This window comes from Saccharospirillum alexandrii (assembly GCF_043641555.1).
GTDB lineage: Bacteria > Pseudomonadota > Gammaproteobacteria > Pseudomonadales > Natronospirillaceae > Saccharospirillum > Saccharospirillum alexandrii_A.
This window is the reverse complement of the sequence record NZ_JBHZRJ010000006.1, coordinates 122,959-148,452: the sequence shown is the minus strand read 5'-3', so window position 1 is coordinate 148,452 and position 25,494 is coordinate 122,959. Positions and strand designations below refer to the sequence as shown.

The 25,494-nt window shown below is 56.4% G+C and carries 18 protein-coding genes and 1 tRNA gene; 12 read left to right on the top strand and 7 right to left on the bottom strand.

Annotated elements, in window-relative coordinates:
- Positions 1 to 21 precede the first annotated feature (21 nt).
- The 5 genes from ACHUE7_RS19730 to chvE form a co-directional block, all read right to left on the bottom strand.
- Entirely contained in the window at positions 22 to 792 is a 771-nt protein-coding gene (locus ACHUE7_RS19730; protein WP_394171590.1) for an SDR family NAD(P)-dependent oxidoreductase, read from the bottom strand.
- A gap of 21 nt (positions 793 to 813) precedes the next feature.
- Entirely contained in the window at positions 814 to 2,577 is a 1,764-nt protein-coding gene (locus ACHUE7_RS19725; RefSeq protein ID WP_394171589.1) for an IlvD/Edd family dehydratase, read from the bottom strand.
- 94 nt (positions 2,578 to 2,671) lie between these two features.
- Entirely contained in the window at positions 2,672 to 3,877 is a 1,206-nt protein-coding gene (gene mmsB / locus ACHUE7_RS19720; RefSeq protein ID WP_394171588.1) for a multiple monosaccharide ABC transporter permease, read from the bottom strand.
- 1 nt (position 3,878) lies between these two features.
- On the bottom strand, positions 3,879 to 5,408 hold the full coding sequence (gene mmsA, locus ACHUE7_RS19715; protein WP_394171587.1) for a multiple monosaccharide ABC transporter ATP-binding protein: 1,530 nt from the start codon (positions 5,406 to 5,408) through the stop codon (positions 3,879 to 3,881).
- Between the two features lie 127 nt (positions 5,409 to 5,535).
- On the bottom strand, positions 5,536 to 6,594 hold the full coding sequence (gene chvE, locus ACHUE7_RS19710; protein WP_127559889.1) for a multiple monosaccharide ABC transporter substrate-binding protein: 1,059 nt from the start codon (positions 6,592 to 6,594) through the stop codon (positions 5,536 to 5,538).
- A gap of 285 nt (positions 6,595 to 6,879) precedes the next feature.
- On the opposite strand from chvE, the gene thiL reads away from it, so the two are divergent.
- Together thiL and ACHUE7_RS19700 are read left to right on the top strand one after the other, a co-directional pair.
- Entirely contained in the window at positions 6,880 to 7,824 is a 945-nt protein-coding gene (gene thiL, locus ACHUE7_RS19705) for a thiamine-phosphate kinase (protein WP_394171586.1), read from the top strand.
- A gap of 29 nt (positions 7,825 to 7,853) precedes the next feature.
- Positions 7,854 to 8,333 carry a phosphatidylglycerophosphatase A family protein gene (locus ACHUE7_RS19700; RefSeq protein ID WP_394171585.1) on the top strand — a complete coding sequence of 160 codons (480 nt, stop codon included), beginning with the start codon at positions 7,854 to 7,856 and terminating at the stop codon, positions 8,331 to 8,333.
- Positions 8,334 to 8,686: 353 nt separating this feature from the next.
- Here the strand turns inward: ACHUE7_RS19700 and ptsP are convergent, their stop codons facing one another.
- Entirely contained in the window at positions 8,687 to 10,945 is a 2,259-nt protein-coding gene (gene ptsP / locus ACHUE7_RS19695) for a phosphoenolpyruvate--protein phosphotransferase (protein WP_394171584.1), read from the bottom strand.
- Between the two features lie 213 nt (positions 10,946 to 11,158).
- On the opposite strand from ptsP, the gene ACHUE7_RS19690 reads away from it, so the two are divergent.
- The 10 genes from ACHUE7_RS19690 (at position 11,159) to ACHUE7_RS19645 (ending at position 24,143) form a co-directional block, all read left to right on the top strand.
- On the top strand, positions 11,159 to 13,615 hold the full coding sequence (locus tag ACHUE7_RS19690) for an efflux RND transporter permease subunit (RefSeq protein ID WP_394171583.1): 2,457 nt from the start codon (positions 11,159 to 11,161) through the stop codon (positions 13,613 to 13,615).
- Entirely contained in the window at positions 13,612 to 14,433 is an 822-nt protein-coding gene (locus tag ACHUE7_RS19685) for an outer membrane lipoprotein-sorting protein (protein ID WP_394171582.1), read from the top strand. The genes ACHUE7_RS19690 and ACHUE7_RS19685 overlap by 4 nt, the downstream gene beginning before the upstream one ends.
- On the top strand, positions 14,430 to 15,794 hold the full coding sequence (locus ACHUE7_RS19680; protein ID WP_394171581.1) for a hypothetical protein: 1,365 nt from the start codon (positions 14,430 to 14,432) through the stop codon (positions 15,792 to 15,794). The genes ACHUE7_RS19685 and ACHUE7_RS19680 overlap by 4 nt, the downstream gene beginning before the upstream one ends.
- 298 nt (positions 15,795 to 16,092) lie before the next feature.
- Positions 16,093 to 16,710 carry a TetR/AcrR family transcriptional regulator gene (locus tag ACHUE7_RS19675; RefSeq protein ID WP_394171580.1) on the top strand — a complete coding sequence of 206 codons (618 nt, stop codon included), beginning with the start codon at positions 16,093 to 16,095 and terminating at the stop codon, positions 16,708 to 16,710.
- An 81-nt stretch (positions 16,711 to 16,791) separates the two neighbouring features.
- Complete coding sequence (locus ACHUE7_RS19670) at positions 16,792 to 17,193, top strand: OsmC family protein (RefSeq protein WP_394171579.1); 402 nt, start codon at positions 16,792 to 16,794, stop codon at positions 17,191 to 17,193.
- A 213-nt stretch (positions 17,194 to 17,406) separates the two neighbouring features.
- Positions 17,407 to 19,941: a lamin tail domain-containing protein gene (locus ACHUE7_RS19665; RefSeq protein ID WP_394171578.1), complete on the top strand. Its 2,535-nt coding sequence runs from the start codon at positions 17,407 to 17,409 to the stop codon at positions 19,939 to 19,941.
- Positions 19,938 to 20,534, top strand: coding sequence for a hypothetical protein (locus tag ACHUE7_RS19660; RefSeq protein WP_394171577.1), 597 nt, complete (start codon positions 19,938 to 19,940; stop codon positions 20,532 to 20,534). Before ACHUE7_RS19665 ends, ACHUE7_RS19660 begins: the two co-directional genes overlap by 4 nt.
- Before the next feature lie 121 nt (positions 20,535 to 20,655).
- Positions 20,656 to 20,732: transfer RNA gene (locus tag ACHUE7_RS19655), tRNA-Ile, on the top strand.
- Positions 20,733 to 21,166: 434 nt separating this feature from the next.
- Complete coding sequence (locus tag ACHUE7_RS19650; protein ID WP_394171576.1) at positions 21,167 to 22,423, top strand: SIR2 family protein; 1,257 nt, start codon at positions 21,167 to 21,169, stop codon at positions 22,421 to 22,423.
- 1 nt (position 22,424) lies between these two features.
- Positions 22,425 to 24,143 (top strand): ATP-binding protein, encoded by a 1,719-nt coding sequence (locus ACHUE7_RS19645; RefSeq protein WP_394171575.1) that lies wholly within the window; start codon positions 22,425 to 22,427, stop codon positions 24,141 to 24,143.
- Positions 24,144 to 24,358: 215 nt separating this feature from the next.
- Here ACHUE7_RS19645 and ACHUE7_RS19640 read toward each other — a convergent pair whose 3' ends face one another.
- Positions 24,359 to 25,435: a metal-dependent hydrolase gene (locus tag ACHUE7_RS19640; protein WP_394171574.1), complete on the bottom strand. Its 1,077-nt coding sequence runs from the start codon at positions 25,433 to 25,435 to the stop codon at positions 24,359 to 24,361.
- Positions 25,436 to 25,494: the final 59 nt, after the last annotated feature.

Genomic DNA, 25,494 nt, shown 5'->3' with positions numbered 1-25,494 from the left:
TGTATTGAATGTCGGGGCGGCTTATATCCAGCCGCCGTCTACGATGAAATCCTGTGCTGTGCACATATAGCTGTCGTCTGAGGCCAGAAACAGGGCCATGGCGCAAATGTGCTCTGGCATCAGCGACCCCTTAATGCATTGGCTCTGGTCAATCACCTTCTTGGTGTCTTCATTGACCCAGTTGTTGAGCTGGCGTTCGGTCATTACCCAGCCCGGGGTCAGGGTGTTTACCCGAATCCGGTCTGGCCCCATGTCGCGTGCCAGCCCCCGGGTGAGGCCCAGTACGGCGGCCTTGGAGGTGGTGTAGCCGGTCATGTTGCCCTGGCATTCATGCCAGCTCATGGAACCGAAATTGATGATGGAACCGCCGCCCAATTCCTTCATGTGGTCATACACGGCCTGGGCTGCAAAAAACTGCGGTCGCAAGTTGATGTTAATGCGTTCGTTCCAGTATTCGGGTGTGACCTCGCGGAAGTCGTGCCGGGTGTCCTGAGCGGCGTTGTTGACCAGCACGCCAATGGATCCGAACCGGTCGCGCACCTCGCTGATGATCGCCCGCAGGCGTTCGACATCGACCAGGTCGCAGGAGTAGAAGTGGGCGCTTTCGCGGCCAAGTCCGTCGTTAACCCGGTCGGCCAACTCGCGGGATTCCTCCTCCAGAATATCGACAAACACCACCGTCGCTTGCTGGTGGCAAAAGGCTTCAACGAGGCTGGCACCAATGCCGGAACCACCGCCGGTAATGAAGACCACCTTGCCCGCCAGGCTGGGGTATGTATTGCTCAGGTTCATAGTGTCTCCCGTTAAACCGGATCAGTGTGAGTGGCGCGGTACGGCGGCGCCGCGGCAGCCCACCAGAAAATCGAAATCGCAGCCTTCGTCGGCTTGCAATACCCGGTCGCGATACAGTTCCTGGTAGCCGCCGGTGCGGGCGATTACCTGATCTGTTTGCAGAGCGGTCAGCCGGCTGTTCAGCTCGGCATCGGATACTTCCAGTTCGAGCAGGCCGTTTTCGGCATCGAGCCGGATCATGTCGCCATCCTCCACCGCCGCCAATGGACCCATGTCCATGGCTTCGGGTGCAACGTGCAATACCACGGTGCCGAAGGCGGTGCCGCTCATGCGTGCATCGGAAATGCGGACCATGTCGGTGATGCCTTTTTTCAGCAACTTTGGGGGCAGCCCCATATTGCCGACTTCCGCCATGCCCGGGTAGCCTTTTGGCCCGCAGTTTTTCAGCACCATGACGCAGGTTTCATCGATGTCCAGATCCGGATCGTCGATGCGCGCCTTGTAGTGATCAATGTTCTCGAACACCACAGCCCGGCCACGATGATTCATCAGCGCCGGTGTTGCGGCCGATGGTTTTAGAACGGCACCGCGCGGCGCCAGATTGCCCCGCAACACGCAAATGCCGCCATTGCTGACCAGGGGTTTGTCGAACGGCAGTATTACTTCGTCGTTATGACAAGGGGCATCGCGGTTGTTTTCCCAGAGGGTTTTGCCGTTCACGGTAAGGGCATCCCGGTTCAGCAGATCGTGCTCGCCGAGTTGGCGCAATACCGCGGGCAGGCCACCGGCGTAATAGAATTCTTCCATCAGGTACTGACCGGAAGGCTGCAGGTTGACCATGGTCGGTACACCTCGGCCGTGATTCCAGTCTTCCAGATTCAGATCCACGCCAATGCGACCAGCGATGGCCTTGAGGTGAATCACCGCATTGGTGGAGCCGCCTATGGCCGCGTTGGTGCGAATGGCGTTGATGAAAGCATCCCGGGTCAGAACTTTCGACAGCAGCAGGTCTTCATGCACCATTTCCACGGCGCGCATGCCAGACATGTGTGCCAGTACATAGCGGCGCGAATCCACAGCCGGAATGGCCGCATTGTGCGGCAGGCTGGTGCCGAGTGATTCCGCCATGCAGGCCATGGTGGAGGCGGTGCCCATGGTGTTGCAGGTACCGGCCGAGCGGGACATGCCGGCTTCGGCATCGAGAAATTCATGCAGGCTGATCTTGCCTGCCTTGTACTCTTCATGCAGACGCCAGACCAGCGTGCCGGAGCCGACGTCTTTGCCCTGGTGCTTGCCGTTCAGCATCGGGCCGCCAGTGACGACAATGGTCGGCAGGTCACAACTGGCGGCGCCCATCAACAGCGCCGGCGTGGTCTTGTCACACCCGACCAGCAGCACGACGCCATCGATTGGGTTGCCGCGAATCGCCTCTTCGGTGTCCATGGACGCCAGGTTACGCGTCAACATCGCCGTAGGTCGCAGATTGGATTCGCCATTGGAGAACACCGGGAACTCGACCGGTATGCCGCCCGCCTCGCGGATGCCGTTTTTTACGCGCTCGGCGATGGTGCGAAAGTGGGCGTTACAGGGCGTTAACTCCGACCAGGTGTTGCAGATGCCGATGACCGGCTTGCCTTCAAAGTGGTGGTCGGGAATGCCCTGGTTTTTCATCCAGCTGCGGTACATGAAACCGTTTTTGTCACGGGTTCCGAACCATTCTGCCGAACGCAGCCGGGTTCCGCCCGCATCGCTGTTTTTCTTGTCATTATCGTTACGACGAGTCATCAGGAAACCTTATTTGTAATACATTAGTATAATAGTTCAATTATCCGGGTTCTCTGTCAACCCGTGTCACTCGCGAACAGCCCTAAAGGGCCGGCTAACCGGCCTTGTTCTTGTTGTAAACATCGAAAATAACCGCCGCGAGCAGAACCAGACCTTTAATCACCTGCTGCCAGTCGATACCGACACCCATAATCGACATGCCGTTGTTCATCACACCCATGATCAGAGCGCCGATGACGGCGCCGATGATCTTGCCCGAGCCACCGCGCATCGAAGCGCCACCGATAAACACAGCGGCAATAACGTCGAGCTCGAAAGCCAGCCCCGCCTTGGGAGTGGCCATGTTCAGCCGGGCGGCGAACACCATGCCGGCCAACGCCGCGAGCATGCCCATGTTGGCGAAGGTCAGAAAGGTGAGACGTTGGGTGTTAATGCCCGAGAGCATGGCCGCTTTCTCGTTACCACCGATGGCGTAAATCCGGCGACCAAAGGTCGTGCGCTGGGTCACAAAGGTATAAACGGAAATCAGCAGCGCCATCAGAATCAACACATTGGGCGCCCCTTTATAGGTAGACAGCAGGTAAGTGATGTACAGAATGGCCAGCGTGATCAGGGCGTTGCGTGCCACGAAGAACAGCACCGGTTCCAGTGTTGAACCGTAGCTCGCCTGTTTCTGGCGAGTGCGAAGATTGAAATAGACCAGTAAGGTCGCTGTCGCCGTACCCAGCAGCATTGACGTCACATGAAAATCGCTGGAGGGAAACAGGTCGGGCAGAAAGCCGGTGCTCAGCTTCTGAAACTGATCCGGGAAGGGCCCTACCGATTGCCCGTTCAACAGCCACAACGTCAACCCCTTGAACACCAGCATGCCGGCCAGGGTGACGATAAACGCAGGAATGCGATAGTAGGCGACCCAGTAACCCTGGGCAGCACCGATCAGGGTGCCGGCCATCAGGCAGACAATAAAGGTCACCGGGTAGCTGATGTCGTAGTTGACCATCATCACCGCCGCCAGGGCGCCAATAAACCCGAGTACGGACCCCACCGAAAGGTCGATGTGACCACAGACAATCACCATCAGCATGCCCAGCGCCATGATGATGATGTAGCTGTTCTGCAGAAAGAGGTTGGTCAGGTTGATCGGCTTCATCAGAATGCCGTCGGTCAGAAATTGAAACAGCCCCATAATGACGACCAGGGCAATAAGAATGCCGTATTCGCGCACATGGGTTTTGAAAAAACCGCCCATGGAAGCGGTGCTGTGTTGGGGTTTATCGACGGAGGTAGCTTGTGTCGACATGTTAGTGTCTCCCGGATTGAATGATCATGGTCATGATCGCTTCTTGCGAAGCGTCTGCCTTTGGCATCTCGCCCACCAGCTCACCTTCGTTCATAACGTATATCCGGTCGCTGATGCCGAGCAGTTCCGGCATTTCCGATGAGATGACGATGATGGCTTTTTGCTGCGCAGCCAGTTCGTTGATGATGTTGTAGATTTCGTATTTGGCCCCGACATCAATACCCCGTGTCGGCTCATCGAGAATCAGCACATCGGGGTCGGTGAACAACCACTTCGACAGCACCACTTTTTGCTGGTTGCCGCCAGAAAGGTTGACGGTTTTCTGATTCACATCGGGGCTTTTGATGTTGATCTTTCGGCGGTAGTCTTCCGCGACGGCCTGTTCATGGTTGTCGTCCATAATGAAGCCTTTGCTGACGCCGCTCAGGTTGGCCATTGAGATGTTGCGCGAGATGGTGTCGTCGAGCACCAGGCCATAGGTTTTGCGATCTTCCGTTGCGTAGGCCAGGCCGCAGTTAACCGCCTTTTGCACGGTGCCAAGGTCGACTTCTTTCCCGCGCAGACAAGCTTGTCCGGATATTTTCTGGCCATAGGTTCGGCCGAAAATACTCATGGCCAGTTCGGTGCGGCCAGAGCCCATCAACCCGGCAATGCCGACGATTTCTCCGGCCCGAACATCAAGGCTGACGTTCCTGATCATCTGCCGGTCGGCATGCTGCGGGTGGTAAACGTTCCAGTTGCGAATGGTGAAGATCACCTCGCCGATGTCGGGTGTTCGCGGCGGAAAACGGTCCGACAGATCGCGGCCGACCATATCGGCGACGATGCGGTTTTCACTGATCGGCTCTTGCGAGCAATCGAGTCGGCTGACGGCAGCGCCATCGCGAATCACGGTGACGGTATCGGCTACCTTTCGAATCTCGTTGAGCTTGTGGGAAATCAGAATGGAGGTAATGCCGTTGCGTTTGAACTCGAGCAATAAGTCGAGCAGGGCATCACTTTCTTTTTCGTTCAGACTCGCGGTGGGTTCATCCAGTATCAGCAGTTTAACGTCTTTCGACAGCGCCTTGGCGATCTCCACCAACTGCTGTTTACCCACCCCGATGTTGCCCACCAGCGTGCCGGGTGGTTCGGTGAGGCCCACTTTGGCCAGCAGGCCTTCGGTTTGTGAAAAGGTTCTTGGCCAGTCAATAATGCCGTTGGCGGTTTGTTCGTTGCCGAGATAAATGTTTTCGGCGATCGACAGCAGCGGCACCAGTGCCAGCTCCTGGTGAATAATAATGATGCCGAGCGATTCGCTGTCGGAAATGTTTTTAAACTCGCGTTTTTCGCCCTGAAACAGAATGTCGCCGTCGTAAGTACCGTGCGGATACACTCCGCTTACGACTTTCATCAGCGTCGATTTACCGGCGCCGTTCTCGCCAACCAAGGCGTGAATCTCGCCATCCCTGACCTGAATGCTGACGTCGTCCAACGCCTTCACACCCGGAAAGGTCTTGGTGATGTGGCGCATTTCGAGGATGGTATCCACAGAGTGCCCTCGTCGTAACTGCGTTAATCGAAAACAGACGCGACCCGCAGTGACCCGGCACAAAGGGCCCGGTCACTGCGGCAAGGCTCACGCCCTGCAAGGTGCGTCGATGGTCGGGAAAGCCCGCTTAGCGGATGTCGTCCATGTCGTAGTAACCGCTGTCGATCAGAACGCTTTCCCAATTGGAAGCATCCACACTGACGGGTTTCAGCAGGTAGGAAGGCACAACTTTAATGCCATTGTCGTAGGTTGAGGTGTCGTTGATTTCCGGGTCGCTGCCCTCGAACAGGGAGTCGACCATACCAACGGTCACGCGGGCCAGTTCGCGGGTGTCTTTGAACACCGTCATGGTTTGTTCACCGGCAAGAATGGATTTTACGGACGGGACTTCCGCATCCTGTCCGGTAATGACTGGCATGGGCAAATCATCAGAACCGTAACCCACGCCTTTCAGCGAAGAGATGATGCCAATGCTCAGGCCATCGTACGGCGACAGTACCGCATCGACTTCTTCATCGGAGTAGTAGGCACTCAGCAGGTTATCCATACGGGCCTGGGCGACCGAACCATCCCAGCGCAGGGTAGAGACGGTATCCATACCGGTCTGGCCGCTTTGCACGACGAGCTGGCCGTTATCGATGTAAGGCTGCAGAACCGACATGGCGCCGTTGTAGAAGAAGTAAGCGTTGTTATCGTCCGGTGAACCACCAAACAGTTCGATGTTGAACGGGCCATCGCCGTTTTCCAGACCGAGGGCTTGTTCGATGTAGCCCGCCTGCAGCACACCGACCTGGAAGTTATCGAAGGTGGCGTAGTAATCGACATGTTCGGAGCCCCGAATCAGGCGGTCGTAGGCGACTACTTCAATGCCCATGCTGGCGGCCTGGTCGAGCGCAGACGACAACGTGGTGCCATCAATAGAGGCAATCACCAATACGTCCACACCTTTCACAATCATGTTTTCGATTTGTGACAGCTGGGTGGGAATATCGTCTTCGGCGTATTGCAGTTCAGTGTCGTAACCGGCTTCTTCAAACTGCGCCACCATGCTTTCACCATCGGAAATCCAGCGAGCCGAAGACTTGGTGGGCATGGAGATGCCAACCGTTTCAGCAATGGCGATGCCAGAGAAGGCAATTGAACAGGACATGACTGCGGCCGCGAGCGCGGTGGTAGGGTTTTTCATTGTTGTCTCCCTAGGCAATGGGGATTAAGCCGGTTGAGTACCGGTCTGTTCCTCAGCGCCTGGTTTATTGTTGTTTGAGTAAGCTAATCCGATTGGGCATGACCGTCTGTTTGCTGAAACCGCTCGCAGACAAGGTGCTTACCAATCACCAGCTAGCTTGATATGTAATATAATATAATAAGATGAAAGGCGCAAACCACAGAGTCAGATCCGTTCGCCCTGAACCGGCCAACGCGTGCCCGGCCGCATCTTGCCTTTCCCGGGCCGCAACGCCACACTCCCGCCATGAACGAATTCGAGCTCATAGAGCATTATTTTCGCGGCTGGCGCGGCGCTCATCCGGACCTGGTACTGGGGCAGGGCGATGATTGCCTGATCTGGCACCCGCGCCGACCAACGGTGATGTCGATCGATACCGCCGTCGCCGGACGGCACTTTCCCGAAGCAGCGACCGGCACCCAGGCCGCCCAGCGAGCCTTTCTGCCCGCGCTCAGCGACCTGGCCGCCATGGGCGCCGAACCGGCGTTCTTTACACTCGCCCTCACCTTGCCCAGCCCGATTGACCACACCTGGCTCGAAGCATTCGCCGGTCGTTTGCGTGAACTCAGCGAGCACTATGGTCTGGTGCTGGCCGGGGGCGATACCACCTCGGGTCCGGCCCGGGTGATCAGCCTGCAAATGCACGGCCTGGTCGATGCGCCGCTGCGGCGCAATGGTGTACAACCGAACGACGACCTCTGGGTCTCGGGTTTCCCCGGGCGTGCGGCTGCCGCCTTGCCAGCGGTGCTCAACCCGGCCCGGGCATCGGCGCCCGCCGACTGGCTGGCGGCCTACTGGTCGCCCGAACCACGCCTTGAACTGGGGCAACGGTTAGTCGGCCTGGCCAGCGCAGCCATCGATGTCTCGGATGGCCTGGCCGCCGACTGCGGGCACCTGGCCAAAGCCAGCGGTCTGGCTCTGCTGATCGATACCGATAAACTGCCGCAAGCCCCCAGCTTCCGGGGTTATCCCGAAGACGAAGTGTTGTCTTGGATACTGACCGGCGGCGACGACTACGAACTGGCCTTTACCGCCGCCCCTGGTCAGCGCGAGGCCATTGCGGCCCTGGCTGCAACACTCAATGTGCCGCTGACCCGAATCGGCCAGGCACAGACAGGCGACGGCCAGGCGCTGATTCGGCATAATGGCGAGGCTCTCGCCCTGAGTGAGACAGGCTTTCAACACTTCTGACCCGACCGCTTTTCAACAGGATGTAACGGATGATTGAACCGAGTGCCCGCCGCTGGCATAACCACTGGACGCATTTTCTAGCCTTCGGCCTGGGCAGTGGCGCCGCGCCCAAAGCGCCCGGCACCTTCGGCACCCTGGCGGCCATTCCCCTGTTCCTGCTGCTTTCCCTATTGCCACTCTGGCTCTACCTGGTCGTGGTGGTGGCGTCATTTATTCTGGGCTGTTACCTCTGCGATCGGGTATCCCGAGACATGGGCGTTCACGACCACGGCGGCATCGTCTGGGATGAATTCGTCGGTTTCTGGATCACAATGATCGCCGTACCGGTCAGCCTATGGACGGTCGTACTGGGGTTCATCCTGTTCCGGATATTCGACATCATCAAACCCTGGCCCATCGGCTGGCTAGACCGGCGCGTTGAAGGCGGGCTGGGCATCATGATAGACGACGTCATTGCGGGTATTTTTGCAGGCGTGATTTTGCATTTACTTGTGTGGGTGGTTTTGTAGCTCAGCCATTAGCTCAAGTTTCGGAGTTCGCGGTTGGTTTTGGTGGCATGAGCTCGCGCCAGGTAGCAGAGATGCTCCTGCGGGGGCGCCGTGAAAACATCCATGTTGGCTTAACTTCGGCATCCATGCCTCAGATACCCCCGCAGGAGCACCTCTGCCACCTGGCGCTATCAGTTTCGCCAAGTCAGTATCTAAGTTGAATTACATGAAGTGCATACTAGAAACCAGCGTTGGATACCGGTAGTGCCTCGAAGGGGGAGTCCGCAACATGGATGTTGCGGCCTAGGCTCCATGGACGGATTCACGACGACCCCTTCGAGGTACTACCGGTGTCCGACGCGGACTGCAGCCACCTATTGTATTAAGGCACCCAAGCCAAGCTCGCGGATATGGTCGTTGATCATGTCGCGCAGGTCTTGCTCGGTGCGGCAGTTTTGGGCGCGGTCGAGCAGGCTGACGCAGTCGCTTATGTGAAGGTAACGAATCAGCCATTTGATGCGGGGCAGGTGGAAGGCCGAGAGGCTTAGGGTGCGAACACCCATGCCCAGCAGGAGTACCACCGCGACCGGGTCGGTCGCCATTTCCCCGCAGATGCTCACTGGCAGATTCAGCCGCGTGCACTCGCGCACCAGGCCGCGCAAGGCGCTGATGACCGCCGGGTGCAGGTGGCTGTAGAGCGAGGCTACCTTGGGGTTGTTGCGATCGACCGCCAGCAAATACTGAGTGAGGTCGTTGGAGCCGATCGAGACGAAATCGATGGTGTCGCGCAGGCGCGGCAACAGCCAGAGTACCGCGGGCACCTCCACCATAATGCCGACTGGCGGTTTACTGACCGGGTAGCCTTCTTCCTTCAACTGAGCAACGGCTTCATCGACAATGGCGTGAAACCGCTCCAGCTCGTCTTCGCGACTGAGCATCGGGATCATCAGTTGCAAGTTGTCGTTATCGACATTCGCGATCAGCATGGCACGAATCTGGTCGAGCAGAATGTTGCGGTAATCGAGCGTGAAGCGCACACCGCGCCAGCCGAGAAAGGGGTTCTGCTCCTTGATCGGGAAATAGGGCAGGGCCTTGTCGCCGCCGATGTCGAGGGTACGCATCACCACCGGTTTGGGTGAATAGGCACTGAGTACGCCCCGGTAAATGCGCACCTGCTCTTCCTCGGTCGGGAAGGTATTGTGCGCCATGAACGGAATTTCAGAGCGATACAGGCCGATGCCCTCGGCGCCTCGTTCCAGGCCCGGCGAAATGTCGGCCAGCAGACCGGTGTTGGTGTATAACCGAACCCGCTGCCCGTCTTTGCTCTCTGCCGGCAGGCTCTTCAAATGCGACAGATCCGCCTGCAGGGCTTTTTCCTGGCGCGCCATGCGCTGAAACTCGTTCAGCAACGCCACCGGCGGGTGGCCGATGACCAGGCCACGATAGCCATCGATGATGATTTCGGTTTTATCGAGGCTGCTTAGGTCTTCATCGCCAATGCCCACTACGGCGGGAATACCCAGCGCATTGGCCAGCACCGCCGTGTGTGACAGCGCCGAGCCTTCCAGGCTGACAATGCCCACCAGCTTATCGTGATCGATGCGGGTAAAGTGCGAGATGTTGATCTCGCGGCCCACCAGAATCACCGGGTTTTCCGGCTGCATGCGCTCATTGAGTTCTTCGTGCAAATGCCGGTATACCCGTACCCCCAGCACCCGTAAATCTTCCGCCCGGGCTTTCAGGTAGGGGTCGTCCATGGCTTCGAATACCGCAATCTGGCTGAGCATGGCCCGTTTCAGCGCGGTGCTGGCGCTGACGCCCAACTGAATTTCTTCGGCAATGGCCTGTTTCAGTTCGGGGCTTTGCAGCAACAATTTATAGACGTCGAGCAGTGAATTCAGGGTGTCGTTGCTGTTGCTGCCAAGCTGATCGAGGCCGGTATCGAGTTCATCCCGGGTGTCGGCCATGGCTTCGGCGATTCGTTGCTGTTCGTAGTCAATGCTGGTGCCGTCGCGCTCGGGAATGTCGTCGAGGCGCACATCGTCTTTCACCAGCCAGGCGGTCGCAATTTGAATGCCGGGGGCGCCTTTTATGCCCTGAAAACGCAGTACCGGGACGTGATCATCTGTCACCAGCGGGCGCGTGGCTTTCTTCAGGTTGCCGGCAAGGCTGCCCGCCATGTGCGCGGCCATGGTAATCAGAAAGGCTTCTTCTTCCTCGGTAAAGCGCCGGGTCTCCTGCACCTGCACCACCAGCACGCCGAGCGTCTGGCCGAGGTGAATAATGGGTACCCCCAGAAAGCCCTGAAAATCCTCTTCACCGGTCTGTTCGAAATAGCGAAAGCGCGGGTGGTGTTCGGCGTTATCGAGGTTCAGCGGGTGCTGGCGCTGGGCAATGGTGCCCACCAGGCCCTGGCCAGGCGCCATGCGTGTGGTACCGATGGACTCTTCCGACAAACCCAGCGTGGCTGTTAACACCAGTTCACCCTGCTCATCCATCACATAGAGGCTGCACACGTCCACCTTCAGGGCCGTGCGAATGCGCTCCACGATCAAACGCATCAGCGATGCGCTGTCCGGCGCCTGGGCGGCGGCGATCAGGATGCGTTTGGCAGTAATCAGCGGGTTGAGCATGGATGTCCTGTGGCCAAGCGTTCAATCGGAAAGTGAGTCATAGCGCTATTGTCGCTGGTTTTTGGGTTGAGCACCACTGGTCCTTGGTGGCAGCCGGGTGTGGGCGACTGATCATTTCATGCACTTTGATGAACAGGATCAGTCGCTTCACAACAGGCTCAGGAGCTAAGGTTTAATCACCTGATTAATGACGCGCTCACGAGGAGTTCAAAAATGCAATCAACCCGCCTGGCAAGCTGGCTGGAACGCTACACCGACTGGGTTATGCGACACCCCTGGCCGGTGCTGGCGAGCCTGTTGCTGTTTATGGTGGCGCTTGGCAGTCAGTTGCCGCAGTTGCAAATCGATACCGATCTTGAGCACTTTATCGATGAAAGCAAACCCGCGCGCCAAGCCTATAACGCCGTCAAGGAAACCTATGGCCGCAACGACGTTATCGTGGTCGGTATAGAAGCGGCCGACGTGCTCAGCGATGAAAACCTGACCCGGCTGGCCGACCTTCACCGGCGCATTGAACAGCAAGTGCCCTGGGTGCGGCGGGTCGACAGTTTGTTGAACGCGCCTTATCAGGAAGGTACGGCCGATAGCCTGACTGTCGATGACCTGGTGCCTGAACCAGTGGGCACACTGAGCCGGGCCACCCTTGAAGACCGCATTGCTGCGACGCCCGCGCTCGAAGGGCTGGTGGTTAACGCCGACCGCACCTTCACCACCCTGGTGATTGAACCCTATACCTACGATTTCGACCCCCAGGCGGTAAGCGACGACGCGGCCGCGTTCGACGATGCCTTTGGTGACGCCTTTGCGGCGAGCCCATCTGCAGCAACATCGGCCCCCGCAGAGGAAGGCAACACCTTTTTGCCCATCGAAAAGATGTCCGAACTGATTACCGCGCTCGAAGCAGAAATGGCCGCCACCGACGGGTTGGATGCCGTGTTGGCCGGTATGCCGGTGATAAACCAGCAACTGGAAGCCACCATGAAGCGCGAAATGCAGACCTTCATCGGCCTCACCATCGCGTTGATCATCACGGTGCTGATTGTGTTTTTCCGGCGTGTTTCGGCGGTGGTGATTCCGCTTTCAGCGGTGCTGCTGGCCATTCTGGCAACCTTCGCCAGCCTGTCGCTGGCTGGCCAGACGGTGCAGATGCCGCTGATTCTGGTGCCGTCTTTTCTGCTCGCCATTACCGTGGGCGATGCCATTCATGTGCTGACGCATTTTTTCCGGGCCTACAACACCGGGCAAGACCGTTACGCTGCCATGCGCCTGGCGATCCGCCGCACGGCCCTGCCGATGCTACTGACCTCGCTGACCACCGCGGCCGGGCTCGCGACACTGGCCAGTGGCGACCTGATTCCCATTGCCAACCTCGGCCTGTTTGCGGCGTTGGGAGTTATGCTGGCCTTTGCGCTGACGGTGTTGCTGATGCCGGCGCTGATGTCGCTCTGGCCCCTGTCGGCACCACGAATGGTGCAGGCTTCCGTATCGGAGCAAGCCAGAGAGCATGGGCCGGTGCAAACCATTCTGCGCGGGTTCGCCGGCCTGAGCCTGCGCCGCGGTGCCTGGCTGGCGGGCGTCTGGCTGTTGGCGGTGGCGATTGCGCTAACGCTGGCGGTGCAACTGCGGTTCTCGTTCGACCCCCTGAACTGGATGCCGGCATCGCTGCCGATCCGCGCCGCGACCGACACCATCGATGCGAAGTTGAGCGGCACCATTAATATGGATGTCATCATCGACACCGGCGAAGAAAACGGCCTTAAAAACCCGCAGATGCTGAAGCGGCTGGATGAGGTGCTGGCTCAACTGCAGGCAGGCCGCCCCGGCGGCGTCAGCATTGGGCACGTCAACTCCCTGCTCGACATCATTAAAGGCACTCACCAGGCCCTAAACAGCGGCGACGCCGACTATTACGCCATTCCCGATTCGGCCAGTTTGCTCGCCGAAGAACTGGTGCTGTTCGAGAACAGCGGTGCCGATGAACTGAGCCGCCTGGTCAGCCCCGACTACCGCGAAATGAAGATCACGCTGATCATGCCCTGGGCCGACATTCTGCAATACCAGGGCTTTGTTAACGTGACGGAACACACCCTGAGCCAGGCACTGACGCCCTGGGCCGAGGTGCGGGTAGCGGGTTTGCTGCCGTTGCTCAGCGATACGCTCGATGAAGTCATCACCACCACCGCCTGGAGTTACGGCCTGGCCGCCATTGCCATCACGCTGATGATGATGGCCCTGCTGCGCTCGGTGGGTTTGGGCGCGGTGGCCATGTTGCCCAACCTCGCGCCTATTCTGGTGGTGATGGGGCTGATGAAGGTGCTCGGCATTCCGTTGGACCTGTTCACCATGCTGGTCGCGACCGTGGCCATTGGCATTACTGTCGATAACACCGTGCACTTTGCCCACCACTTCCGCACCGCCTTTGCTGAAACCGGCGATGCAGAGCAGGCCGTCGACATCGCCTTTGAACATGCCGGCCCCGCCTTGCTGACCACCGCCGTGGTATTAACCGTCGGGTTTTACGTGTTTTTGTTCAGCGATGTATCGAGCATTTTCCATTTTGGGTTGCTCAGCGGAACCGCTTTTTTACTCGCCGCGTTATCAAATTTCACGCTGACACCGGTGCTGCTGCGCTGGTATGCCCCACGCCTGAAACAGGAGACTAACAGATGAGACTCTTTACCCAAGTACCCCCTAACCTGACCGCAGGCATCGCGATTCTTATGGCCATGCTGGTGCTGGCCTGCAACACCGCCCAGGCTGAAACCGGCAGGGAGATCATGGAGCAGGTCGACGCCCAGCCGTCGCCCGAGTTGATGGCGGCCGATATGGCGATGACCCTCATCGACCGCAACGGCAACCAGCGTGTGCGTCGCTTGCGTTCGCTCAGCCAAACCTTTGACGACAGCGAACGCAGCCTGCTGTTTTTTCTGGAACCGGCCGACGTGCGCGGCACCGGTTTTCTGGTGCACGATTACGACGACCCGCAACGCAGCGATGATCAGTGGCTCTTCCTGCCCAGCATGAACAAATCGAAACGCATTGCCGGCAGCGACCAGAGCAGCAGTTTCATGGGGTCCGATTTATCCTATGCCGATATGTCATCGCGCAATCTCGATGAATGGACCTACGAACTGCTGGGTGAAGAGCGGGTAGGGGAGGAGCCCGTCTGGCGAGTGCGCGCAACCGCCGCCAACCAGAGCGTGGTCGACCGCACCGGCTATACCGAATCGGTCGTGTATGTTCAGCAAAGCAATCATCAGGTCATCCGCGCCATTCACACACTTGAGCACGCCAATGAACGCAAACTGATGAACCTGCCCGAGTGGGAACAACGCGATGGATTCTGGTTACCGCTGGTGATGCAGGTGGTCAGCCAGGAAGGCGGCCAAACGGTGCACCGCACCCAGCTGACGTTCAGCAACATCAACCTGAACCCCGAGGTCTCTGCGTCTGAATTCACCGTTCAGCGCCTGGAGCAGGGCCTATGAAACCCAGTGTTTGGCTGCCCGTTCTGGCCGCTCTGTGCGCCAGCGTTGCAGCAGAAGATGACCCCTTCGGCGACGCCTTCGACAGCGGCTTTAGCGAGGTTGAAACCGCCGCCCCAGCCTCAAACAGCGAGCTGTATATCGCCAACCGTCTGATCCACCGGGGCCAGTGGGCCACGGCACACAGTGCCCCGGCACCGGGCGCGACCGATCATCGCGGCCTGGCCAGCCTGGTAACGGCCTGGAACCCCCGGCTGGAATGGCGGCCTACCGAGCGGTTAAACATTCTGCTGGATGCCGAACTGAGCCAGGATTGGGTGTTTGAGCTGAAGTCAGACGCAGACTGGAAAACACCCTACCGCGACCAGCGCGAGACCCAATTTGAGCTGAACGAAGCGCGGCTCGCCTACACAACGCCAGGCTGGGTGCTCACCAGCGGCCGGCAGGTTCTGACCTGGGGTTTTAACGACGTGCTGTCGATATTGGAGCCGGTGAACCCGCCGCAGCTCTCACAACCCGGCTTGTACGATGCCGATGAAGCCCGGCTCTCGCGCTGGCTCACAGAGGCCCGCTATTACCTGGGCGACTGGACCTTACAGGGCGTTATCGCCCACGAAAACCGCACGGCGGAACGACCGGTGTATGGCAGCGACTATTACCCGGCCGCAGCCGAAACCGATGACCAAACCCCAGACCACGGCTGGGAAGACCCGGGCGCCCACTCCGGCGGCATTCGCCTGAGCGGCTTGTGGCGCAATGCGGACATCGCGGCGTTTATCTGGCGCGGTTACAACCCCTCGGGCCATCTGGAATTCAGGCCCGGCGGCATCGAGCGTCACTATGAACGCCTAACCACCCTCGGCGCCGGGCTAAGCCTGCCCGTGGGCCCCGCCATCCTGAAAGCCGAGCTGGCCGCCGAAGACGGCCTGGCCTGGGCACCGGTTAGCGGCAACCCGCCACAAACGCAAAACCCGGTGCGCACCACCGAACGGCTGGGCTGGGCACTGGGCGGCGACCTGACGCTGCCCGCGAACAGCCGACTGGTGCTGGAACTCAGCACAGGGTATCTTCCGGACTATCAGCCCGGCATGGCGGCCAGCCTGGGCGAAGAGTTCAGCCACCGCTGGGCCGTTGGCCTGGAACACAGCACCGCCCGCGAACGGCTGACACTGACCACGGCCATACTCGGCTTTGGCCTGAGCGAAGACATCGGACAAGCCATTCGACTCGGCGCCGACTGGACCATCAACGACCAGTGGCGCTCCGAACTGGGCTGGGTAAGCTATCGCAGCGGCGACGCACCCGCCCTACAAGCCGCCGAAGACAATGACCGACTGTTCTGGCAAGTGGAGTGGCTGTTTTAGTTCAAAGTGTAGTGTTTGCTACTAACTAAGTATCAGGTGCCGGGTGTGTTTATCCGGGGAAGTCCGCAGCATGGACTAAAACGCCAGGAGCGTTTTAGCACGAGCGCAGCGAGCCCAGAGGGTGAATCCCATGGAAGGGATTCATATCCTGCGGTCTAGGCCCCATGGACGGGTTCACACCGGCCCCGGATAGACACACCCGGTGGCTGATACGAACTCCTAGCACAACAATATGACTAGCCCCCGTATTTCGAGGTGCAAGCCCGTGACCAGTCAGTTGCCAAAAAAGGGAAGCGTTATGCAAGAACCACAACCCAGCCCGGAATCAGACACCGCTCACCACCGGTTACTGGAAGCCGGCCGGCACCTGTTTTTGCATCAGGATTATCAGCGCGTATCGATTCGGCGCATCGCCGACCGAGCGGGCGTGAATTCCGCGATGATTGCCTATTATTTTGGCGATAAAAGCGGGCTGTACCGCGCAGTATTGCTCAGCTATCTGAACCCGGTTAAAGCCTATGTGCTGGAAAACATAAAACGGTTTCCTGAAATGTCGTTTGGGGATCTGTTTCGGTACTTTTACCGCTACGCGCCCCGCGAGCTGATTCACATGGTCGTTAAAAGTGCCCTCTACGCGCCAGACTCACAACGCCAGTGGCTGATCGACACCATACTGCGCCCCCTCATTCAGCAGGTAGAGCAACAGCTCGACCACTCCCTGCCCAAAGGCCAGATACACCGGCCAGAGCAAGCCAGATTGGTGCTGCAAAGCCTGCTGATCGCGCCACTGTTGTTGCAGCCGGTGCTCGAATCGGTCAGCCGCAAACCGATGGACGATGCCTATTTCGATGAACTGGGCGACTTCATCGGCACCTTGCTCGACCGGGCGTTCCAACCAACCGACCAGGACGAGTGATCGATCAGTGCAGCGCCCCTTCACTACCACCAGCCAGGAAACCGCCTTACACTGAGGAAAATACAACCGGAGTTTCCTGTCATGCCAGACATCACCGTATCCCTCACCCGAACCGGCACCACCGCCAGCGAAGCCCGCATTCGCGATCACCATATGGTCATGGACCGCCCCACCGAAAAAGGCGGAGAAAACGCAGGCCCCATGGGCGGCGAAGCCCTGTTGGCGGCGCTCGGCGGGTGTTTTATGTCTAACCTGGTGGCCGCTGCCCAGGCGCGGGATGTTGAGCTCGGCGACATCGACGTCAGCATTACCGGCACCCTGGCGGGCACGCCCCCGGTGTATGAGCGCATCGCGATGACGGTAACCGGCGCTGCCAGCATCGAAAGCCTGCCCAAACTGGTAACCATGGCCGAGCGCGGCTGCATTGTGGCCAATACCCTGAAAGCAGGGCTAACCCTAACCGTAGAGACCCGCCAAGGCTGAACCCGCGACCGGGTTTCTGACGCGAAATCACGCTCCAGGCGTCAGAAATCCGCAGTAATAGCCCCTCAGTGACACCAAAGCACACCATATTTGAGACCTCAAACAACGTTTGGTCTGTTATAAAAAGGGATAATGATCCGTTAACAGACTGAAGGGAGCTGGGGTGTGTCCAGTAAAACCAGGAAGAGCATAAGCCCGTTGCGGGCCTTTTTTTTGATCATTCTCATCGGCGGTGTGCTGACTGGCTGTAGCAGCGATAAATCCAGTGCCTTCGACGACTCATCGACCGATTCTCAGGATACCGACTCAGCATCTAACCCCGACGGCGACAACTCGGAAGATACAACGGATAGTGCAGACACGCTTGTTCCGCAGGTAGATGATCAGACCCTGGTGCTTCAGTACCAGGCCACCATTCAGGGCACGATAGACTTCAGCGGAAGCGACGACCCAGACAGCGATCCGCAACTGAGCATCGTCACCAACCCGGCCCGGGGCACCGTTGAACTGCTAGACCCAGCCACCGGCCAATTCGAATACCAGCCAGTTGACTCCGATGCCTGGACAGGCGACAGCTTCACCGTGCAAGTAGACGACGTGGGGCTTCAATCCCAGGTGCGCACCATAACGCTCGAATTTACCGATGATACCGTGCCAACTCTGACCCTCATGCCTGGGAATGCCGCCGAGAATGTCAGCGAAGAAACCCGCTTAAGCGCCCTTTCGGATGTTCCGATCGACCCGGCCACCCTCAGTTACACAGACAACGGCATCTGCGACGGCAGCGTACAAATCAGCAGCGATAACTTCGCCAGCTGCCACGGCATAGCCAGCCACAGCATTGAAGAGGGGAATCGCCTCGAATTCACACTGGCTACATCACTGGAACCCGATACCGAATACAGTTGGCGTATAACAGACGCAGTTGCTTCCGTTTTCGGCATCCCAATAGAAGAAGACGCCTCAACCTTCAAGACCGCTCCACAGGCGTTGTTCATCTCTGAAGTGGGCGCTTCCCCCAATGTGAACATCATGCGCTGGTTCGAACTCTATAACGCCGGTTCTACCCCCTTGAACCTGGCCGATTATGAACTGCGCAGCCCAGGTGTCGATGTTGTGAACGGTTGGGCCACTGAGGCGAGCCGTACCTTTGCGTTCCCCAATGCGCAAATTGCCCCGGGCCAATACCTGGTGGTGCGGGCGCAAAGCAGTTATTCGATTTCAGAGTCGGAAGACACCGCCCAGGTTATCCACCTCGACGACGAACAATGGCGGCCCCATTGGAACGGCAACGGGTTTCTGGAAATTAACCGCCTGAGCGATGGCGCAACCATCGACTACGTCAGCTTCGGGTCTGCCCCCACCCCCAGCGAAGCAGACGCCTGGACGGGCAGTTCCGTGGCAGCCCTGCCTACAGCAGGCGACAGCTTTGGCCAGAGCATCGGCCGCGATGCCTTTCTGACCGACACCGATTCGGCCGCAGACTGGTCGCCCTACAGCTGGGCGACAGTCGGCGGGCCCAACGACGTATGCGGCACGGAAGACCTCGACCAGGATGGCATTCCCGATTGCAACGAACAGCCTGGCAGCACCTTTGCCGGTATGCCACTGTATGAATGGGGCGCCCGGGCCGGCAGGGCCGATATCTTTCTGGAAGTCGATTACGTCGACTCGACCGACGACGGTAACCTGCCATTCGACGAAGGGGTGCAACCCCGCCGCGAAGCCCTGCAGAAAGTTATCGATGCCTTTGCCGCAAAAAACATTGCCGTGCACATCGACGCGGGCGACCTGTTCGACGAAAGCCCCGGCCTAAACCCGGCCAATTTCGATCTGGGTGGCGGGCAGGAAGTACCCTATGCACTGAGCATCGACTTCAGCCCAACGGGCAGCCAGGCGAGCTTCTTTGACTACAAAGCCGCCTATTTTGACTACAAGCGGCTGCCGATCTTTCATTACGTACTGTTCAGTACTTCGCGCAATGAAGACGGCTCTGACGGTTCATCCGGTATTGCCGAAGTGATCGGCAACGACCTCATCGTCTCGCTGGGTAGCTGGGGCCTCGACAGCACCACCCCCGCCAGAACCAACGCGCTGATCAACTACCAGGCCAGCACCCTGATGCACGAGCTAGGGCATAACCTCGGCCTGCTTCACGGCGGCGATGACAACGCGAACGCCAAACCCAACTACCTGAGTATCATGAATTACCTGTACCAGCTGAATGGCTTGCCGGAGATTGGCAATAACGAAGGCGACCGGTATTTCGACTATTACAGACCGGCCGGAGGCTGTGAAGGCCCGTTGGTCGATGGCCCCTACGGCGATCCGGCAAACTTCCGGATGGACTTTTCCGATGGCAGCCCCGTAGACCTCGACCCAGCTAACCTGGATGAAACCCTGGGCCTGGGCCGCACAGGCTCTGACCCGGTTGATTACAACTGCAACGGCGACGACACCGAGACGGACGTGAATGCCTCTTACCTCTTCAGCGATATTCTGGTCACTGGAGCAACGACCATGAGCGACCACGATGACTGGGGTAGCCTTGTGATTGATTTTGGTGGTTATAGTCAGTGGAACAACTACGGCGCCAGCTCGCGAAGCGCCACCCGCCAGCGCAATACCAACGCCATTCTCAGATTCGTGGGGCCAAGCAACACCGACCGCCGGCCTTACATTGCCGAGCCGAACCCACCGGCTGCCCTGCTCGAACGAATCCGCTCCCACGACAAGGTGGCACCATGAAGCCGGCTCTGGTGCTCGGTGGCGGCCTTTTGTGCGCCACCCTGGCCACGGCCGAGCCGGGGCTGGCCGCTAAAATCAGTCTAATCACCGGCCCCACTGAAACTGATGTAGCCATTTCCATCAGCAAAGAGGGCCTACACCTGGGCCAAACCAGCCTGGAGCCCTGGCCCTTCGATGCCCCCAGCTGCACGGACTGTACACTCACCCTGGAGCGCGACTTCAGCCCGGTAGGCCCAGACAGAACCCTGCAACTGACCGCCCCGGGCTCAGCTAGCCCCACCTGGTTCTTCGCAGAACGCCTGCGGCTGCCCGCCAGCCTGCCCGGCAACGCCACACTGAGAGCCCAGCCCGGCAGCCCCGGCCTAAGGCTGGAAGCAGAGGGCGAACAGGCAACGTTGACCGCAGGAGAGGCCGTTTCACTGAACAACTGCCATTACCACCTAATCTGGCACAGCCAGCCAACAACGCCTGCTAACCCAACCGCGGAACCGGCGCCAGCCCAGCAATCCGGTGGCGTAGCACCCGTGCCCCAGCAAACTGTCATAGCAGAAGACCCAACCCGCCTGATTCAAATACAGGGCCAGTGCAGCTAGCCAAAGCACCCCCCGGGGGTTCCAGTAAAACCCCAAGAGAATCAATAGCCTGGGTAGACTTGGCGTCTCTGGACGGTATAATGCGGGCTCTGTTCGAACACACCGCCCGGTGCGTTCAGCGGGGCCCTTAGCTCAGTTGGTTAGAGCATCCGACTCATAATCGGCAGGTCCTGGGTTCAAGTCCCGGAGGGCCCACCACTCGCAGCCCAGTAACCAAGGCGCTTTCAGAGGTTTAGTTGGAGCTCCAAGAAACCAATATCCGAGATTGTGCTACCCTGGTGCTACTTTTGATCCTTTCTCCATAGCTTCCAACCACTAATCAAAATCACATACTAATGTCTTTTAATCATTAGGTCCCGAGTTCGACTTTTGGTGTCAGCACCACATTGAAAAACCCCGTAGCCCAAAAGGCTCGTGGTTGCTGTCATTTCCATGTCTCTAATTCCCTCTGCTTGCATCTCAAAGGCCAAATTTACTGTAGCACTTTTGGCTTTTATTGCTTATTTGATAAAACCCTCCCTACACTCTCTTTTATAGTGCAATTTTGTATCTACCACTGTTAATCTGTCATAAAGGCCATCTTTACTTCTATAGAGTCGAAAAGCTTAATTACACCCCAGTAGGAGCGACCAATGCCTTCAGCGCAAGCCAACGAGAATTTCCTTTATAGAAAGCCAAATACGGAAAATTGGCTGCCATTGAATGAGGGTTCTCTTCGGGTGATTCTTGGTTTGGATTCAACTGATGAAATCCCTAAGGAGAAGCTTAACACTCTCGCAGAAAATAAGAGGGCCGTGCAAGACTTGCTATCTTCGGCATTGCAATTACCCAATTTAGTATTTTTTGCCGGCAGTGGTACTTCTCTAGGAGAAGTCGGTGGGCCGAGTATGTGGGATCTCTGGAATCTATCCATGTGCACAAAGTCAGATGCAAGTGATGGTGATCCAGATCTTGGAAAGCTAACGAAGGAGGCTGAATCTGTATGCAGGCAGGTTCATTATGAAGAACGCGACAACCCAAATATTGAACATTTTTTGTCCCAATGCGATTCGTACCTTCAGTTCCAAAGTGACTCAACAATTGAAGATTTTGTGCGTAATGTGAAGGGAGTAATACTGAATGCCTGTACCTCTTTCCTTAATAGGCCTGATAGCAATATTTCGAGCTACAGCGGCCTTCTTCAAAAGCTTGCTCGGAGGCGTGTGAGAGACCCTCGGTTAAAGGTATTTACTACCAATTATGATATGTGTTTTGAGACAGCAGCTTCAGAGCTAGGGATGATGGTAGTTGATGGTTTTTCCTATACCCGCAATCGACGTTTTGATGGGAAGTATTTTAATTATGATGTTGTCCGAAGGGATGGAGATGGCCAAGAGTTTGTTGAAGGGATTTTTCAGCTTTTTAAACTACATGGATCCGTTAGTTGGAATCGCGAAGAGAAAAACATTCGTGAAACCGCGTCCCCCGAACCTGAGAATGTGGCATTAATATATCCAGCAAAAGGAAAGTATCAGCAAGCTTTCATGCAACCACACCTTGAGCTATTTTCTAGATTCATTGAAGCGCTTCGACTACCAAACAATTGCCTATTGATGTCGGGATTTGGATTTAACGACGATCATTTATCGGAGCCGGTTCTTTCTGCAATAAAGTCCAACCCGAGCTTAAAGCTAATAATTGCTGACTTTAAGGCGAAGGAGCATATTGAAAATAATGACGCTATAGGATCTAGCCAATATTGGTTAGAACTAGCTCAGCTGGCGGATCAAGGTTACGATGTACACTTTATTAACTGTTCATTTAGTGAGTTTATGGAGATAATTCCCAATTTGAGAGCTTTAAGTCCTGCCGAGCAATTGGCAAAGGCGATAAAGACGGTAGGGAAATAGCATGGATCTAGATATTGTAATCTCTAGAGCCGGATTGTTAAGAGACCAGTTGCGTTTGGGTGTTACTTCTACAGTGACCGCTCATATGATTAAAGTGAATTTGTCTAAAGCTGGGGAACCCAGTGGGCGATATATTGAAGGGAATCGTTATGGGCGAGGTGAAGTAGGAGAAATAGTTTTAGTTGAAAGTCAGCAAAATATTATTATGGGCCGGGTTACCGAGGTCAGGCTTCCAGATCGCGACAGAACAGAGTTAGCGCAAGATTTTCGTGGAGACAAAGATTTAGATGCAATAGCATTCGTTCAACTTCTCGGCTCTATAGATATTTCTACAATTCGAATTCAAGCTGGTCTTACCTCGTATCCTAGACTAGGGGATCGAGTCTTTTCGGCACCTAGCGAGTTAATCTCACATATACCAGAATTAATGAATACAGGCGTTGAAAATCGAACTCGCAGTGAAGTAACCATAACCTTAGGTAAAGTCACAGGTGGAGTTGATAGCCAAGTGTCAGTAGCACCGGAGAAGTTATTCGGAAGACATTGCGCGATTTTGGGTTCGACGGGTGGCGGTAAGAGCTGGACAACCGCGAGATTAGTTGAAGAGTGCGCTCAGTTCAGTCGAGCAAAGATTTTATTGCTTGACGCGACTTCAGAATATCGAACTTTACCAGCTACTAATACTGAGCATCGGCATTTAGGTGACCCCGTATACAAAGGGGGGGATTCAGCTGAGCTACGAATACCTCACACGGAATTCAATGAGTCCGACTTTATTGCACTTTTTGAACCTTCCGGAAAAGTTCAAGGTCCAAAACTAAAAGAAGCAATTAAAAGCCTTCGTTTAGCAAAGCTATGTCCAGATGTTTTCCCAGGCGGTTACGTACCAAAGATAAATCAAAGTAAAAGTGCTTACCGAGGAGCCCTAAGAAAAGATCAAAACTCAACTAAAGTTGACGACCCAAATAGACCATTTGATGTTGATAAGCTTCTTAAGCAAATAGTCGAAGAATGTTGTTATGACAATGATGACCGCTGGGGTGGGCCGAATAATGAGATTGGATTTTGCTCATCTTTGCTAACGCGAATTCAAGCAGTTACATTTTCACCTTCACTAAAATCCGTTTTTCGTGCAGATTCTTCGTTACCGAGTATATCGAATGCAATAGAAGGTTTTCTCGACGGTCAGAAGCAAGTGTTGAGGGTTTGTATGAGTGACATAAGCTATGAGTTTTTTGCTCGGGAAGTACTGGCAAATGTCATTGGTAGAAGGTTATTAACTATGGCGAGGGCTGAGAGGTTTAGAGAAATGCCACTTCTCGTTGTTTTGGATGAAGCTCATAACTTCTTAGGGAAGCGGATTGGTTCAGAAGATCACGCTACAAAACTCGATGCATTCGAGTTGATTGCTAAGGAAGGTCGAAAATATGGATTGAACATTTGCTTGGCGACACAAAGGCCTAGAGATATTACTGAAGGTGTGCTAAGCCAAATGGGAACTCTTATTGTACATCGTTTAACGAATGACAGGGATAGAGAAGTAGTAGAACGAGCCTGTGGAGAAATTGACCGCTCAGCAGCATCTTTCTTGCCAAATTTAAAGCAGGGTGAAGTGGCCTTGATTGGCGTCGATTTTCCCATACCAATGACAATTCAAATTGATATGCCTACTACGCCACCAAAATCTGACGGCCCGAGTTTTCAAAAATTTTGGTCTTAAAGTCGATTATGTTTCTAAGGCTTAGTAGCTTTTGATTGTTCTACACTTATTGCCAGTACTCCAAGGGCGGTAGTCGGGACATCCACAATCAGCTGCTATTAACATCGAAATATTAATAGGTGTTGGCTATGGCGTTGTTGCTTTCCCGATCTCGTGCCTCAACAGTTCGGGTGTAGCACCCATTGAAGCCCACCCATCAGCAGCCACTCCGTTTTCTATTCTGTCGGATCGCCGATTAGCCCTTTCCCCAACACCATATCAATAAACCTCTGGCGTGTTTCAGAATCGGTGCGTCGGAAATGCTCGAAGCTAATGTGCTCTTCACCGCCACCCCAGTTTTGCGGAAGGCGTATCCCCCAGAGTGGTGCGGTTTCATTTGGAAGCATGGCATAGCGTACATCGCCAATTACATCGGGTTGCTCGGGGTGCCAGACCAGGTAGCCGTTGGCAAAGCGGTGGAAGCGTTCTATGTCGCGGTAGAGACGGCCGTTGGTGTCCAGCTGCTCGAACGCTTGTTCGTAGTGCAGGGCGGGGATGCGGTTGCCGGGTATGGTGACTGTTTCTCGGCCAACCCTTATGGCGTTGATGTAAAAGTAGCCCTCATGCTCGTAAAGGGTACGCCAGAGCAGCACGTTGCCTAATGTTGGTTTAATCACCAGTCGCTCTGGCTGATGCCCTTCCTCGGCGGCTATTTTCATAACCTGAGTACGAACGCGGTCTTGTTGAAACCCGCCAAAGGCGAGATAGCCAAGTAGCAAGGCGATGCCCACTCCCGCAGCCAACGAACGCTTGCGAGTGAAGGCGAGAACGAAGCCGACCAATAGAACAAGCGTTGCAATGGGGTCTACAACCGAGATCAGGTTCCAGGCGATGGAGTCGTCGGTGAAGGGCCCGAACAGGTGTGTGCCGTAGCTGGCGCAGGCGTCTAGCAGCGCATGGGTTGCATAACCGGCGGTGGCAAATAGAAGCAGTTCCCGAAAACCGCACTTGCGGCGTAAAACCGGCCATAGCAAGAGGGCCGCAATCAGCCCGCCTACAGGTATGAACAATAGCCAGTGTGTCAGCGACCGATGCACTTCCAGGTTCAGCAGCGGGTCGTTACTGGAACGCACCAGAATATCCACATCTGCCAGTATGCCGCCCACAAAGCCGGCCAGGCTGGCAAGGCGAAGGTGGTCTTTTCGGGCAAGTGTCTGTGCGAGGCTGGCGCCTAGCAGGCCGTGTGTCAGAATGTCCAAAGGTGAGAATGCCTTGCGCAGCGGGTTATGGCTGAGGAGCCTTAAGATAGTCACCCGTAACGATAACCTCTATGATATTTTTCAGGTAGCGAAACGCCTCTTTGAATTCAGAT

Bases quoted from the DNA above. Each gene is read 5' to 3' on its own strand.
- ACHUE7_RS19730 (WP_394171590.1), bottom strand. From the start codon at position 792: ATGAACCTGAGCAATACATACCCCAGCCTGGCGGGCAAGGTGGTCTTC.
- ACHUE7_RS19725 (WP_394171589.1), bottom strand. From the start codon at position 2,577: ATGACTCGTCGTAACGATAATGACAAGAAAAACAGCGATGCGGGCGGA.
- mmsB (WP_394171588.1), bottom strand. From the start codon at position 3,877: ATGTCGACACAAGCTACCTCCGTCGATAAACCCCAACACAGCACCGCT.
- chvE (WP_127559889.1), bottom strand. From the start codon at position 6,594: ATGAAAAACCCTACCACCGCGCTCGCGGCCGCAGTCATGTCCTGTTCA.
- thiL (WP_394171586.1), top strand. From the start codon at position 6,880: ATGAACGAATTCGAGCTCATAGAGCATTATTTTCGCGGCTGGCGCGGC.
- ACHUE7_RS19700 (WP_394171585.1), top strand. From the start codon at position 7,854: ATGATTGAACCGAGTGCCCGCCGCTGGCATAACCACTGGACGCATTTT.
- ptsP (WP_394171584.1), bottom strand. From the start codon at position 10,945: ATGCTCAACCCGCTGATTACTGCCAAACGCATCCTGATCGCCGCCGCC.
- ACHUE7_RS19690 (WP_394171583.1), top strand. From the start codon at position 11,159: ATGCAATCAACCCGCCTGGCAAGCTGGCTGGAACGCTACACCGACTGG.
- ACHUE7_RS19685 (WP_394171582.1), top strand. From the start codon at position 13,612: ATGAGACTCTTTACCCAAGTACCCCCTAACCTGACCGCAGGCATCGCG.
- ACHUE7_RS19680 (WP_394171581.1), top strand. From the start codon at position 14,430: ATGAAACCCAGTGTTTGGCTGCCCGTTCTGGCCGCTCTGTGCGCCAGC.
- ACHUE7_RS19675 (WP_394171580.1), top strand. From the start codon at position 16,093: ATGCAAGAACCACAACCCAGCCCGGAATCAGACACCGCTCACCACCGG.
- ACHUE7_RS19670 (WP_394171579.1), top strand. From the start codon at position 16,792: ATGCCAGACATCACCGTATCCCTCACCCGAACCGGCACCACCGCCAGC.
- ACHUE7_RS19660 (WP_394171577.1), top strand. From the start codon at position 19,938: ATGAAGCCGGCTCTGGTGCTCGGTGGCGGCCTTTTGTGCGCCACCCTG.
- ACHUE7_RS19650 (WP_394171576.1), top strand. From the start codon at position 21,167: ATGCCTTCAGCGCAAGCCAACGAGAATTTCCTTTATAGAAAGCCAAAT.
- ACHUE7_RS19645 (WP_394171575.1), top strand. From the start codon at position 22,425: ATGGATCTAGATATTGTAATCTCTAGAGCCGGATTGTTAAGAGACCAG.